General features: G+C 53.9%; 14 protein-coding genes. 12 read left to right on the top strand and 2 right to left on the bottom strand.

All coding sequences use genetic code 11. The features are described 5' to 3' along the window. Positions 1 to 66 precede the first annotated feature (66 nt). Together gyrB and ALB80_RS18305 are read left to right on the top strand one after the other, a co-directional pair. Positions 67 to 2,484 carry a DNA topoisomerase (ATP-hydrolyzing) subunit B gene (gene gyrB / locus ALB80_RS18310; protein WP_050605547.1) on the top strand — a complete coding sequence of 806 codons (2,418 nt, stop codon included), beginning with the start codon at positions 67 to 69 and terminating at the stop codon, positions 2,482 to 2,484. 359 nt (positions 2,485 to 2,843) lie between these two features. After that, a complete protein-coding gene (locus tag ALB80_RS18305; protein WP_050605546.1) occupies positions 2,844 to 3,572 on the top strand; it encodes an SDR family NAD(P)-dependent oxidoreductase in 729 nt (242 codons plus the stop codon). 48 nt (positions 3,573 to 3,620) lie between these two features. On the opposite strand, the gene ALB80_RS18300 is transcribed toward ALB80_RS18305, so the two are convergent. Further along, complete coding sequence (locus ALB80_RS18300; RefSeq protein ID WP_050605545.1) at positions 3,621 to 4,376, bottom strand: N-acyl homoserine lactonase family protein; 756 nt, start codon at positions 4,374 to 4,376, stop codon at positions 3,621 to 3,623. Positions 4,377 to 4,417: 41 nt separating this feature from the next. Here ALB80_RS18300 and ALB80_RS18295 point away from each other — a divergent pair, with 41 nt between their 5' ends. The 4 genes from ALB80_RS18295 (at position 4,418) to ALB80_RS18285 (ending at position 7,524) form a co-directional block, all read left to right on the top strand. Further along, positions 4,418 to 5,536 carry a pyridoxal phosphate-dependent aminotransferase gene (locus ALB80_RS18295; protein WP_050605544.1) on the top strand — a complete coding sequence of 373 codons (1,119 nt, stop codon included), beginning with the start codon at positions 4,418 to 4,420 and terminating at the stop codon, positions 5,534 to 5,536. Positions 5,537 to 5,724: 188 nt separating this feature from the next. After that, positions 5,725 to 6,198 (top strand): DUF427 domain-containing protein, encoded by a 474-nt coding sequence (locus tag ALB80_RS18290; RefSeq protein ID WP_050605543.1) that lies wholly within the window; start codon positions 5,725 to 5,727, stop codon positions 6,196 to 6,198. Positions 6,199 to 6,204: 6 nt separating this feature from the next. Continuing rightward, complete coding sequence (locus ALB80_RS22745) at positions 6,205 to 6,468, top strand: hypothetical protein (RefSeq protein WP_253276920.1); 264 nt, start codon at positions 6,205 to 6,207, stop codon at positions 6,466 to 6,468. 27 nt (positions 6,469 to 6,495) lie between these two features. After that, positions 6,496 to 7,524 carry an ABC1 kinase family protein gene (locus ALB80_RS18285; protein ID WP_371256003.1) on the top strand — a complete coding sequence of 343 codons (1,029 nt, stop codon included), beginning with the start codon at positions 6,496 to 6,498 and terminating at the stop codon, positions 7,522 to 7,524. Positions 7,525 to 7,698: 174 nt separating this feature from the next. Here the strand turns inward: ALB80_RS18285 and ALB80_RS21965 are convergent, their stop codons facing one another. After that, entirely contained in the window at positions 7,699 to 8,145 is a 447-nt protein-coding gene (locus ALB80_RS21965) for a thiol-disulfide oxidoreductase DCC family protein (RefSeq protein ID WP_083445361.1), read from the bottom strand. A 697-nt stretch (positions 8,146 to 8,842) separates the two neighbouring features. On the opposite strand from ALB80_RS21965, the gene ALB80_RS18280 reads away from it, so the two are divergent. Genes ALB80_RS18280 through ALB80_RS22840 form a run of 6 tightly spaced genes read left to right on the top strand, consistent with a single transcriptional unit; the run spans position 8,843 to position 14,052 of the window. Next, positions 8,843 to 10,417 carry a deoxyribodipyrimidine photo-lyase gene (locus ALB80_RS18280; RefSeq protein WP_253276918.1) on the top strand — a complete coding sequence of 525 codons (1,575 nt, stop codon included), beginning with the start codon at positions 8,843 to 8,845 and terminating at the stop codon, positions 10,415 to 10,417. After that, positions 10,414 to 10,554: a DUF2256 domain-containing protein gene (locus ALB80_RS21960; protein WP_083445359.1), complete on the top strand. Its 141-nt coding sequence runs from the start codon at positions 10,414 to 10,416 to the stop codon at positions 10,552 to 10,554. Before ALB80_RS18280 ends, ALB80_RS21960 begins: the two co-directional genes overlap by 4 nt. Next, on the top strand, positions 10,494 to 11,795 hold the full coding sequence (locus tag ALB80_RS18275) for an FAD-binding domain-containing protein (protein WP_371256002.1): 1,302 nt from the start codon (positions 10,494 to 10,496) through the stop codon (positions 11,793 to 11,795). The genes ALB80_RS21960 and ALB80_RS18275 overlap by 61 nt, the downstream gene beginning before the upstream one ends. A gap of 3 nt (positions 11,796 to 11,798) precedes the next feature. Then, positions 11,799 to 13,298 (top strand): cryptochrome/photolyase family protein, encoded by a 1,500-nt coding sequence (locus ALB80_RS18270; RefSeq protein ID WP_050605542.1) that lies wholly within the window; start codon positions 11,799 to 11,801, stop codon positions 13,296 to 13,298. 15 nt (positions 13,299 to 13,313) lie between these two features. Beyond that, on the top strand, positions 13,314 to 13,859 hold the full coding sequence (locus ALB80_RS18265) for a YdeI family protein (protein ID WP_050605541.1): 546 nt from the start codon (positions 13,314 to 13,316) through the stop codon (positions 13,857 to 13,859). 58 nt (positions 13,860 to 13,917) lie between these two features. After that, entirely contained in the window at positions 13,918 to 14,052 is a 135-nt protein-coding gene (locus ALB80_RS22840) for a hypothetical protein (protein ID WP_256364029.1), read from the top strand. Positions 14,053 to 14,091 lie beyond the last annotated feature (39 nt).

Below are 14,091 nucleotides of genomic sequence, written 5' to 3'. Positions count from 1 at the left end.
GGGGATCGCGTGACAATCCCCACAAGAAAACGTATAAGTTACCAAAATAATATAGGTACTGACTGAATGTCCGAAGACGCACAGGCTCCTCAAGAATACGGCGCAGATTCCATCAAAGTTCTCAAAGGCTTGGAAGCCGTTCGTAAGCGCCCCGGCATGTATATCGGGGACACGGATGATGGTTCGGGTCTGCACCATATGGTGTATGAGGTTGTCGATAACGGGATCGATGAAGCCTTGGCTGATCACGCAGACCATGTAACAGTAAAAATCCACGCGGATTCGAGCGTTTCGGTCAGCGACAACGGACGCGGAATTCCTGTCGATATTCACCCTGAAGAAGGCGTCTCGGCCGCTGAAGTCATCATGACTCAGCTGCATGCTGGTGGTAAATTCGACAGCAACTCGTACAAGGTGTCGGGCGGTCTGCACGGTGTGGGTGTTTCGGTGGTGAACGCATTGTCGGATTGGCTGGAGCTACGTATCTGGCGCTCTGGCAAGGAGCATGTCGCGCGCTTTGAAGGCGGAGAGACGGCAGAGCATCTGAAAGTGGTCGGTGAGTGCGGCGACCGGACAGGAACCGAGGTGCGGTTTCTGGCCTCGACCAATACGTTCTCGAACCTTGAATACTCGTTTGAGACGCTGGAAAAGCGTCTGCGCGAGCTGGCCTTCCTGAACTCGGGTGTACGGATCATCCTGATCGACGAACGCCCCGCCGAGCGGTTGGAGACCGAGCTTTTCTATGAGGGTGGCGTCAAGGAATTCGTTAAGTACCTGGACCGCTCGAAAACCCCGGCCATGTCTGAGCCGATCTACATCAAGGGTGAGCGCGACGATATCGGTGTCGAAATCGCGATGTGGTGGAATGACTCGTATCACGAGACTGTGCTGCCCTTCACCAACAACATCCCGCAGCGGGACGGTGGAGCCCACGTGGCGGGCTTCCGGGGTGCGTTGACCCGGACGATCAACAACTATGCCCAGTCCAGCGGGATTGCGAAGAAGGAAAAGGTCAGCTTCACCGGTGACGATGCGCGCGAAGGTCTGACCTGCGTGCTGTCAGTCAAAGTACCCGACCCGAAATTCTCGTCTCAAACTAAGGACAAACTGGTCTCGTCCGAGGTGCGGCCGGCGGTCGAAGGCTTGATGAACGAAAAACTGGCCGAGTGGTTTGAGGAAAACCCCAATGAAGCCAAGGGCATCGTCGGCAAGATCATCGAGGCCGCCTTGGCCCGTGAGGCTGCGCGAAAAGCCCGTGAACTGACCCGCCGAAAGACGGCGATGGATGTGAACTATCTGGCGGGCAAGCTGAAGGATTGTTCTGAAAAAGATCCGTCCAAGACCGAAGTCTTCCTGGTAGAGGGCGACTCGGCCGGGGGATCTGCGCAGACAGGTCGAGACCGGTTAACTCAGGCTGTTCTACCTTTGCGCGGGAAAATCCTGAATGTGGAACGGGCCCGGTTTGACCGGATGCTTTCGTCTCAGGAAATTGGCAACCTTGTGATGGCTCTGGGTACCGGCATCGGCCGCGATGAGTTCAACATCGAAAAACTGCGCTACCACAAGATCGTCATCATGACTGATGCCGACGTGGATGGCGCGCATATCCGGACGTTGCTTCTGACCTTCTTCTACCGGCAGATGCCTGAACTGATCGAGGGCGGATACCTCTACATCGCTCAGCCACCGCTTTATAAGGTTTCCCGTGGTAAATCAGAAGTTTACCTGAAAGATCAGGCCGCACTGGATGACTACCTGATCAATCAGGGCGTCGATGGGGCCGTGTTGAAACTCGGCTCGGGTGAAGAGATTGTCGGCCAGGACCTCGCCCGCGTGGTGGACGAAGCGCGCCAGTTGAAGCGTGTGTTGGACGCCTTCCCGACTCATTATCCGCGCCACATTCTGGAACAGGCCGCCGTTGCCGGGGCCTTTGTGCCCGGCGCGGTCGATGCAGACTTGCAAGGTGTGGCCGACAAAGTCGCGGCCCGTCTGGACCTGATCGCACTGGAATACGAGCGCGGCTGGCAAGGTCGCATCACGCAGGACCACGGCATCCGTCTGGCCCGCATCTTGCGCGGCGTGGAAGAGGTGCGCACGCTGGACGGTCCCATGCTGCGCTCAGGCGAAGCGCGTAAGACCGGCAGCTTCACGCAAAGCCTGCAAGAGGTTTACAACACTTCGGCGACACTGGTCCGCCGTGACCGGTCTCAGCTCATTCACGGCCCGCTGGATCTGCTTCGCGCGATTCTGGAAGAGGGCGAAAAGGGCCTGTCGTTGCAACGCTACAAAGGTCTGGGTGAAATGAACCCGGATCAGCTATGGGAAACCACGTTGGATCCGGATGCACGTACACTTTTGCAGGTGCGCGTAGATGACATGGTTGAGGCAGATGATCTATTCACCAAACTGATGGGCGATGTTGTCGAGCCCCGCCGCGAATTCATCCAGAAAAACGCACTGAGCGTGGAGAATCTAGATTTCTAACTGTGTGTAGGTTTGCGCATAACACTTCGCGCACCCCATAAGTTTGCGTAGTTCGCCCATAGTTTTGCGCTGCGCGTTTGTCTGCATTAGCGACGAATTCAATCAGTTTATGGCTTAGTCGTCGCGATTATGGCCCTTTGCATTGCTCAATCCCACAAAGGGCCTCCCTAAGGAACCTTGGATTCTCGCGAAGGTCTGCGATGCGCAGAAAGCTGACTTTGCAAAGTCTAGCTTGAGCCCAAAACGAACGTGCACTGAATTAAACGAAATTGGCTTTCGCCGCTTTCAGAAAAAAGGGTTATGAGTTTCCTTCTTTAATTCGAAGTATCCCAAATCATACCTAGGTAGGAGGAGTTACCATGAAGACAGCGGTTGTGACCGGCGCCGCGGGAGGGATGGGGCAGGCCATCTGCCGCCAATTGCAGACAAACGGATTGCATGTGATTGGTCTGGACCTCAAAGAAGAGCGTCTGAACGAACTGGCATCAGAATTTAGTTCGGACTTCACACCTATTTACGTTGACTTAACTGATCCTATGGCCGTGGCTCAAACGTTTGAGCGCATAAGGACAGCCCATGGAGGTCTGGATGCTTTGGTAAACAACGCTGGCACCTGCTTTATGTCTGACTTCCCGCACATTCCGCCCGAGGAACTCGAAAAGCAGATGGCAATCAACTTTAATTCTGCATTCCATTGTTGCCAGCAAGCGGTCCAATTGATGTTAGAACGCGAAGGCATCAAAAAGATTGTAAATATCTCATCGAACGGTGCTTACAATTTCGATGTGTTCGACCCTCCGCACTACCGCGCGTCAAAAGCAGCGATGGATACCCTTACAAAAGACCTCGCCCGTCGATACGCACAGGATAAAATCTGTGTAAATTCTCTGGCACCTGCCATGACTGAGACACCGTTGTTCAATGTCTTGACCGAGGAAGTCTTGAGGAAAGCCGTTAGTGCCATGCCACATGGTCATGCGATGCTACCTGAGCAAATCGCCTCTTGGGTTGGTTTTCTCATTTCACCGGCAGGGGACGTTTCCAGTGGGAATGTGATTATTCTGAACCAAGGGCGCGACGTCAGATAATTCTTTGGTGCGACATCACTTTCCGGAAAAATGGTCCAAGGGGTGGGATCAGCTGTAGACTTCTGGTGCTTTCTTCAGAACACCCCACTGCTTTGGACAATGCCCATAGATTACAAAGGCATCTCGCTCGGATGCCAGACGCATCAACCTGTCTGCGCTGGCAATTGCTGCATCTTCGTCCCAAGACCCGGCAAACTTCTCGTCGATTTCTGCTGGTCGGGAAATCGCATCACTGGTCAATAAAATCGCCCCCGACGGAAGATCGACCATTACCGCGATCTGGCCAGGCGCATGACCGGGTGCCATCAAAACGAAGATACCTGATCCAATTTCTACGTCGTCATCAATAACCAGGTAATCCTGCTCGGGCCATTCCATCGGCCGCATATCGCCCCAATACAAGGGGCGAGGTAAGGCTCGCTCGGCAGAGGAGATGAGAATGGGACTGTTTGGAAAGTCGCCCAATGCACCGATATGGTCGATATGGGAGTGCGTACAAATCTGTAATGTAATGTCTGACGGAATAAGCCCGAGTTTTGCCAGCTGTGCGCGTGGCAGATTATCAGGTTCGCACTTCAGAACCTCGCCAAACTCGAACAATCGATCTTCTTTGACCGCAGCGTCGGTATCAATGGCGTATTTTTCAGGAAATCCAGTGTCGATGAGTATTGCTTCTCCCAAATCTGTTCGGATCAGAAACCCGCAGATACCTATGATGCGGCCAGTGGAATGGACCTTGAACAGCCCGTAGTCCAAAACCACAAGGTCAATCGGTCGCCCTTTGACAAATCCCTCTGCTTGCACAGACTCTCTCCCTGATTGACTACAAAGATTTTGAGTAGAGCATGAAAGTCAAGATACACACACTTTTTCAATACCTACTGGATACCACGGAAGCGGATCCAGAAGCTTTCGTTGGGTTTTCCTTGTCCGAGTCGCCGCGTTTGGGTGAGTTCATGGATGCGCTGGATCCAGCGCTGCCGTTGGATTGGAACCAAAAGAGCTTTCGGGGTCTACCTGCTTTACGACGGCATGTTTTGGACCGCGCCGGCTTGTCTGATGTTTGCAAGCCAGACGACGTTCTGATCACCGCCGGCGCCGCGGAAGCCAATTATCTTGCATTCATGCAATTGGTCCAACCGGGCGACGAAGTCGTAACGGAACGCCCGGGCTGGCCACAAGCGGGCGTATTGGCAGAGGCAGTTGGCGCGACGCTAAAAATTGTCGACCGCGAAGAGAGTGCTGGTTGGGTATTGCCCCTCGACAAAGTTGAGGCCGCAGTAACAGCGCGCACGCGGCTCATCTTTATGACCAACCCCAATAACCCCACCGGGCAGTTGATGACACAAGCAGAGATGGAAAGGCTTGTCCAAATCGCAGATCGCGTAGGTGCATGGCTGGTTGTTGACGAGGTTTACGCGGGATTGGAGTGGGACGGGTCCCGTGCCCCTTCGATTGCTGGTTTGTATCCAAGGGGTATCACGACGGGCAGCGTTTCCAAGGCACTGGGGCTCCAGGGGCTACGCACCGGCTGGATGATATGCCGTGATTCAGATCTCATTTGGGACGCTATTGTTCTGCGGGAAAACTCGAGCGAAATTATGAATATTCTTGGCGAAGTCATCGCCGAAATCGCCTTGAGGTCTGACCGATATAATCAGGCTTTGAAAACTGCACGGGCAGCTGGGGTGAAAACGCTGGAACGCCTGGATAGGTTTGTTGCCGATCAGCCCAACCTCGATTGGGTCAAACCTCAGGCTGGATTAATTGGTTTGGCACGGCTCGATGGGATTGATGGCGACGTGTTCGCCAAACGCTTGCTCGCCGATCCCTATCGGACATTTCTACTACCGGGTTCGTCTTACGGGATGCAGAACCACATCCGACTGGGTGTGGGGGGAGGTGCTGCTGCCAACCTCGACCTTGGCCTAGAGCGCATGGGCGAACTATTGGCAAACTGGTAGATTTAGGACACTCATTTCGACGGTTCGGGCTGCAAAGTCGGTCAAATAACGTTGCCCGTCCCAAGCTGACACTAAGCCCAATTTTGGTGCAAGTTCACCTGCCATACGCTGAAAGCTCTATCGCTAGAATAACGCTGTCGGCGCGCTAGTTCGAAGATGGAACAACTGATTCATACCCAAGGTTCGAAATGACAGGTTGGACAACTGCAAACGTCCAAGACTATCCGCGACCACCTGCGCTGCGGGCAGTGCCTCATCGAGTGCGGATCGAGCTCGGCGGTCAAACAATCGTGGAAACCGATCAGGCGTTTCAGGTTCTCGAAACCCACCACGCCCCCACGTATTATATTCCGCCGCAAGACATTGATGCCGTTCTGACAAAGGCCTCGGGTAGATCATTCTGCGAGTGGAAGGGTGTTGCGAGCTACTGGGACGTTCAGAGCGGGGCAGCTGCGGCTAAGAAAGCTGCGTGGAGTTATGCTGCACCAACCATCAAATTTGAACGGATTAAGGGCTATCTCGCCTTTTACGCCGGACTTATGGACGCTTGTTTTGTTGGTGAGTACCGGGTGATCCCGCAACCCGGGGACTTCTATGGAGGTTGGGTCACCGAAAACTTGAAGGGTCGCATTAAAGGCGCTCCGGGCACGGAATTTTGGTGAGTATTGATGACCGACCCTAAATCCTCACCAACCCCTTTGGCAGTTCCTACAAGCCGTTTGGTCCGTGTTGCCGGTTTAAGCAGCATGACGGCAGGCATTGCGGGGAACATGGCAGTACGCGCCCTAAGAGAGATCGGCCGCGGCGCGCGACCCGATATGCGTGGTTTGTTGATGACACCCGGCAACGTGACACGAGTCGCGGATCAACTTGCTCGCATGCGAGGCGCCGCGATGAAGGTGGGTCAGTTGATTTCGATGGATGCAGGTTAGGTCTTGCCGCCTGAACTGGCTGACATCATGGCGCGTTTACGATATCAGGCGCATTTCATGCCACCGAAACAATTGCGTGACGTCCTGAACCGAGCTTGGGGTGCAGATTGGCGAAAATCCTTCAAAAGTTTTAACGTTAGGCCCATAGCGGCAGCGAGCATTGGGCAAGTACATCGTGCGACCTTGAAAGACGGACGCGATGTGTCGATCAAAGTGCAATATCCCGGTATCGCGCGCAGTATCGACAGCGACGTGGCCAACGTTGCCACTCTGGTTCGCATGTCAGGTCTGCTTCCCCAAAGCTTTGATCTGGCTCCGTATATCCAAGAGGCGCGCAGTCAATTACATGAAGAAACGGACTATGAACGCGAGGGGCAATATATGCGCTGTTTTGCTGACCTATTGCAGGGCGATGAAGCGTTTAAGATCCCAGAGTTCTATGCAGATTGGAGCACGCCAGAAGTTCTGACGATGTCCTTTCTGGAAGGTCGCCCTATCGAGGCCGTGAGTGATGCGACAAGCGAGGAACGCAATCGAGTCTCAGAGGCCTTGGTCAATCTCACGCTGCGCGAGGTTTTTGAGTTCGGTATGATGCAGAGCGATCCAAACTTTGCCAATTACCGATACAACCCATCCAATGGAAAAATCGGTCTCTTGGATTTTGGCGCGGCACGCGCACTGCAACCATCTGCAATAGATGGATACGTGGATCTGTTGCGCGCCGGTTTGCTTGAAGACGGCGCGGCGCTTCGTAAGGCTGCCATACAACTTAAGCTTATTGAAGGTGATGGCCCATTTGACGACCGGATCCTCGGAATGATCCGCAGCGTTTTCGAAGCAATTCTATCTGCGAATGAATTTGATTTCTCCGACCTAACGCTTTCCCACCGCCTGAACAAAGAGAGTATGGCCCTGGTCGAGGTCGGCTATATCCCACCCCAGGTGCCAATGGACGTTCTTTACCTTCAGCGAAAGATTGGGGGAATGTTTCTGTTGGCTACTCGATTGAATGCCTCGCTGCCCGTGAAGATGCTGCTTGAAAAGTACGTCATCTGAACTAACCCAATTCACTCAAAACCAACAAGCCGAACAACTACATACCTGCGTCACTGATCAGCGTGACCAACCCAAGACGAAGTGTGAATACGGCGCGAATGTTGCCAAACGCGGATTCGAGAACGCCTTTGAAGAGCCAATCCAGCCATTAGAAATGCCCATCGTTTAGGTTTATCATGTCGACGAACTTGTCCTGTTAACCGGCTTCGCTCCGAACCAAGAGGCGATCTTCGAAAGCTTCGGTCTTAAGGGCAGGAAAACTCGGTATGCAAGTTCCAGCAGGGACGTTACCCCGGGTAAGCCTGCCAGACGCGCCAGCCAACGCCATTTGGGTAAAGTGCCCCAGAGTTCCGTGAACCCGCGCGCACCGGACACAAGTTCTCCATCTGGTCGGCGCACAGTGAGTCGATCCATCGCTTCTTGCCGCGTTAGATTTGCACCAACACGAGCATTGGGTTCTGAAACGTCGACAAACCGCAGGTGTTCAGCGCCCTTGCAAGAAGCATAATGCCCGATCTCAACGGAGCAAAGCGGGCATGATCCATCGTAGTACTCCGTAGTGTGCGGTTGATCGGCGTCATCGGATGTGAGTGCAAACTCAGCATTGTCTGTTTTGTGCATTTTGTTTGACCTTGCCCATTGGGTTTCGCCGGTACGCTCGTGAGAGTTAGCGCGAAAACCAAAGAAACAATGGGGCAGTCGTGGAACACAGATACGCTATGAAGCCGCAACTTGGGATGCCGCAAGTCATAGTTAACGGCAGCTTTGCTCAAATTGCAGGCGTATAGGCAAAATTTTTGCATAGTGCGCGAGGTTTGTAGTTATCTCGCGGTTTGCTGAAGAGAGCTTAAAATTCGCCGCCACAAAAAATTGACTACGGCAATCAAATAAATTCAGTGGTTTCCGTATCGAATGATCGACGAGGCTAAATGCTGCATGAGCCTAATTTACCGATTTCAATGCGCAAACGAGATGACTCGGTTTAGATTTAGCTTTCTCCCATTAACGGTGCATTGGGGGTAGATGTTCTGGGGATCGCTGCCAATCGCGCTCACGGTGCTTGGTGGCGTACAGGTCGTTGTGGTGGTCTCTCTAACCTGTGTTCAGAAATCAGAGTTCAAACAAACTAAAGTTGGGCCAACCCGGTTCTTGGCATGGTGTTTTAGGGCTCAGAGCCGTTACCAATCTATGTCACTTTCGCCAAGGTCTCATTCTCCAGGCCAGACGCTCATCAATGAGTTCGCGGAAGCTTCCGACCTTCAAGTGCCGAAGGCCGATGGCGTCTGCGCAAAGGCCGCGCCCACAGCGAAGTGGAGAGATGGTTGAAACAAAGATCCAATTTCTGTGGCCATACGTACAGTACTCGAAGAACGGAGGTATCGTGCAGGTCGTTTGGTTCAAACGGGATTTACGGGTAAATGATCATCCGGCACTTTCGCAGGCGTCTGAGGTCGGGCCAGTTTTGCCACTCTATGTTGTTGAACCGGAGCTTTGGCAGCAACCCGACGCGTCAACACGGCAGTGGAACTTTGTTGCTGAGACAATCGCCGGACTTCGAAAAGACCTTGGGGAACTTGGCCAGCCTCTTGTTGTGCGCACCGGGCAGATTGTGTCGGTCCTATCCGAGTTGAAGGATCGTGGTCTAGTCGACGTACTTTGGTCACACGAGGAAACAGGGAACAATTGGACGTATCAGCGGGACCGTCAGGTCGCAGCATGGTGCAGGGATCATGGTGTGCAGTGGCACGAAGTGCAAAACCACGGCGTTTTTCGCAGGCTCAAGTCTCGCGACGGCTGGGCGGAACGGTGGGACAGGTTTATGGCATTGCCCGTTTCGTCACCAGTTGCGCTGAAACATATCGATATAGAACCAGGGTATATTCCCACGGCGCGCGACCTCGGCTTGCGGGATGATCTGTGCGTTGGTCGTCAAGCCGGTGGACGAGCTGCGGGTTTGGAGCGGCTGAACAGCTTTCTGACATACCGAGGCAAAAGATACCAACGCGAGATGTCCAGCCCTTTGGAGGGAGCCGTTGCGTGTTCGCGGCTGTCGGCCCACCTGGCTTGGGGCGCGCTTTCTATGCGCGAGGTCTCGCAAGCGACTGAAAGGCAAATACGCCAATTGCCGCCGCAAGCAAAGGACTGGCGCAAATCGCTGCGCTCGTTTTCGGGCCGGTTGCATTGGCATTGCCATTTTATTCAGAAACTTGAGGATGAACCTCGGATCGAGTTTGAAAATCTGCATCGCCTTTACGACGGGCTTCGACCGAAAGCGCCAGATTGCGAGCTTTTGGCTGCCTGGTCCATAGGCGAAACGGGATATCCGTTTTTGGACGCATGTATGCGGTCATTGCAAGCGACGGGGTGGCTCAACTTTCGGAAGCGCGCGATGGTGATGGCCACGGCGAGCTATCATCTTTGGGTGGATTGGCGAGCCCAGGGTGAGCATTTGGCGCGCATGTTTACGGACTATGAGCCAGGCATTCACTGGAGTCAGGTGCAAATGCAATCAGGCACCACTGGCATCAATACCGTGCGCATCTATAATCCAGTTAAGCAGGGCTATGATCAGGATCCAGAAGGGGTGTTCATTCGGACATGGTTGCCGGAACTGGCCCATATTTCGGATCGGTACATCCACGAACCCTGGAAAGCCCAAGATGGGAAACAAATCATCGGAGCGCATTATCCAGAGCGTGTTTTTGACCATCTCGCAGCAGCCAAAGCCGCGCGCGAGCGGGTATGGGGCGTCCGCCGGAGCACTGAGTTTCGCGCCCAAGCGCAAGCCATCGCGGCAAAGCACGCGAGCCGAAAGACCAGGCGGACTGCTCGCAAAGATGCGCGGTCGGCTCAAGATCAAGAGCAACTCGGCCTGCCTTTGGGGGACCAATGATGAGGATGCGGAAGAAAGCCGATTTGCCCCTGAAAATCTGCCCGATCTGCAAGCGCCCGTTCACCTGGCGCAAGAAATGGGAAAACGTTTGGGATCAAGTGAAATACTGTTCGAAGAAATGCAGGTTGGCCGCATGACCGAGATTTTTCCAGAACTTGCGGAAGCGAAAGAGACGATCAGTTTCAAGCCCACACGAACCAATGGCCTTAAAAGGCTGAAGCAGTTCGTGGGACGCGCCGGTCGGCATTATACAGGTAAGCGGGACTACGATTTTGGGACCGATCAACGCAGCAATGTATCGGGTTTGTCACCTTGGCTGCGCCACCGTTTGATAACGGAACAAGAGGTACTGGCAACTGTACTAGCGTCCCAAAATTCCGACGCGGCGGAGAAGTTCGTTCAAGAAGTGTTCTGGCGCACTTACTTCAAGGGCTGGCTGGAACAGAGGCCCAGCGTCTGGACACATTATCAGCGGGATCTGTTGAGTGCTTTAGAGCGACTAAAATTCGATCAGGGCTTAGAGACCCGTTTCAACGATGCAGTGAACGGCAATACCGGCATCGACTGTTTCGATCATTGGGCGCGGGAACTGATGACGACCGGTTACCTCCACAACCAAGCGCGCATGTGGTTTGCATCAATCTGGATTTTTACGCTCCACATACCCTGGCAGCTTGGCGCGGACTTCTTTTTGCGGCATTTGCTGGATGGCGATCCCGCGTCGAACACGCTGAGCTGGCGGTGGGTCGGCGGATTGCACACAAAAGGCAAAACCTACCTCGCGCGACCTGATAATATTGCCAAATACACCGAAGGACGGTTTCAACCAAAAAACCTCGCCAAATTTGCGGAACCTCTGACCGAGACAGCAGAACACCCGCTTATTCCGCTTTTGACTCCGCAAGAGCCCCCAGAGGGCCCTTACCTCATGCTGTTGACCGAGGATGATCTGTCAGCCGATAGCTTAATGCCGACATCGCCTGCTGCCGCGATTGGACTTTTGGCGACGCATGGTCGGTCTCCAAATCCGATTGCAGGCGCTGTAACGGATTTTGCCGAAGGCGCGATGAACAGCGCCCTGGAACCTCACGGAAAGCGCGTGCAATCCGCCGAGGATTGGAGTGATCCGTTGATCGAGGCAGCGCGGAATACCGGTGTCAAAACCATTGCAACAGCCTATGCGCCCGTCGGTCCCACTCGGTCACGACTTGATCGTGCGGAACCTCTGTTGAGGGACGCTGGCCTGTCTTTGAACCGGATAATACGACCCCACGACACGATAACATGGCCTCATGCAAGGGCAGGCTTCTTTGGTCTTCGAAAGAAGATCCCATCGCTTTTGAGCCAATTGAACCTGGCCACCCAACCAAGGCCATAGCCGGTGTCCACTGCCGCGCTTTTACTTCCCAACCAATTGTTTGCCCAGCACCCCGGTGTGGCCGCCCGACCCGACGCGGTTGTGCTTTTCGAAGACCCGCTTTTCTTTGGCGATGCGTTTTATCCTGCCACGATGCACAAGCAAAAGCTTTGGCTGCACCGTGCTTCCATGACGCGCTATCGCGATGGCTTGGTCGCCAAGGGATTTGATGCCGCGATTTGGCCCTTTGAGCGGCAGCCGGGCGCTTGCTTGCGCCTGTTTCAAAGTCTGCGGGACCGCGGCATCAGCCATATAATCATGGTTGATCCGGTAGACTTAATTGCAGAAAAACGTCTTCGGGCGGCGGCTGGCAGAACCGATATCACGCTCGATTTCCAGCCATCACCTGGTTTTTTGAACACTCGGGCCGACAATCAGGATTGGTTTGCCGGTCGCAAACGCTGGTTCATGGCAGAGTTCTACAAAAGCCAACGCCGCCGCTTGAATGTGTTGATGGACGGCGGTCAACCGGCGGGGGGACAATGGAGCTTTGACAAGGAAAACCGTAAGAAAGTGTCCAAGGCGCTGTTGGGCAGCCTGCCTTGGATCGACTGGCCTTCCCATGACGCGGTTGATGAAGCCGCGAAAGCAAGCGTACTTGCTGACTTTCCAGAAGCATTGGGCAGCCTGGATACGTTGTACTATCCGACATCACACAAAGCTGCGTCCGACTGGCTGGCGCAGTTTCTGGAACGGCGGTTTGATCACTTTGGCGACTATGAAGATGCCATTGTTGCGGGTGAAAGCTGGCTGTGGCATGCCGTTCTCACGCCAGCCTTGAACATTGGATTGTTGACGCCCAAACAGGTTTTGGACGCTGCGCTGGCGCATGCGGATCGAAAGGGTATTCCTCTCAATTCGTTAGAAGGTTTCGTCCGTCAGATCATTGGCTGGCGCGAGTTTATGCGCGCGACCTATGAGAGCCTGGGTGTGCCGATGCGCACTACAAATCATTGGGGCCATCACCGCCCAATGCCCCGCGCTTTCTACGACGGAACCACTGGTATTGATCCGCTGGACGACACGATCAAAAGGGTGCTCAAGACAGGGTATTGTCATCATATTGAACGCCTCATGGTTTTGGGTGGATTTATGTTTCTGTGCGAAATTGATCCGGATCATGTCTATCGCTGGTTCATGGAAATGTTCGTCGACAGCTATGATTGGGTGATGGTTCCCAATGCCTACGCGATGAGCCAGCATGCCGATGGCGGGTTGATCACCACCAAACCGTACTTTTCGGGATCAAACTATGTTCGCAAAATGAGCAATTGGGGCAAAGGGCCCTGGGCCGACATTTGGGACGGGCTTTATTGGCGCTTTATCCTGAATAACAGCGATAGACTGGCTGGCAATCCCCGATGGGCGATGATGTGCCGTACGGCTGAATGGATGTCGCCAGAGGCCAAGAGCACGCACATAAAGACGGCTGAAGCTTTTTTGCGACTGATGACACAAGCATGAACACAATGGTGGCGCGTGGCTGATATTGAGGTCACATCCCGTGATCAACTGTGGGAGTGGCTGAGCACGCATTTTGCCCAACGTAATAGCGTCCGCCTGATCACGTGGAAGGCGGCACATCCGCAGAAATATGTCAGTCGGGACGAGGTGCTGGATGCGCTGATCGCGCATGGTTGGATTGATGGAAGACGATTTACAATCGATGAAGACCGGACGGCGCAACTGATCAGCCCGCGAAAACAGCAAGCTTGGTCCAAAAGCTACAAGGGCAGAGCAGAGCGCCTTAGGCAAGAAGGCTTAATGCACCCCGCAGGAGAGGCGTCCATAAAATCCAGTAAGGCGTCAGGACTATGGAACTTCTTTGATGACGTCGATGCTCTGATTGTGCCAGACGATTTATCCGGTGAATTGGACCTGAACAAATGGGAGCAATTGCCCCCCTCGTACCGGCGCAACGTCCTTCGCTGGATCAAGATTGCCAAGAACCCAACAACGCGCCAACGGCGGATCAACAAGACGGTCGAAACAACGCATGCTGGAAAAAGAATGCAGCAAATGTAGCGCCTTCTGGTTTGCCCTTGGTTTGCAATCGCAATCTGAGCTTTCGTAGTGAAAGCGTGTGGACATCAAACGAACCTGTGCTGAAGACGACCGCGTTGTTGTGCTGTCCCATCAGATCTGGCCCGATGGTCTGGTGGACGTGGGGATCGATTTAGGTGCGGTGCATGGAACTTCGAAAAGCCCTGTCGGCTAAACCGCGATAATCAAACGGCATAAGTCTGATCCAAGAAAT

This window comes from Ruegeria sp. 6PALISEP08, assembly GCF_001238295.1.
GTDB lineage: Bacteria > Pseudomonadota > Alphaproteobacteria > Rhodobacterales > Rhodobacteraceae > Ruegeria.
The sequence above is the reverse complement of the archived record's forward strand: the minus strand, read 5'-3'. Positions and strand labels throughout refer to the sequence as shown.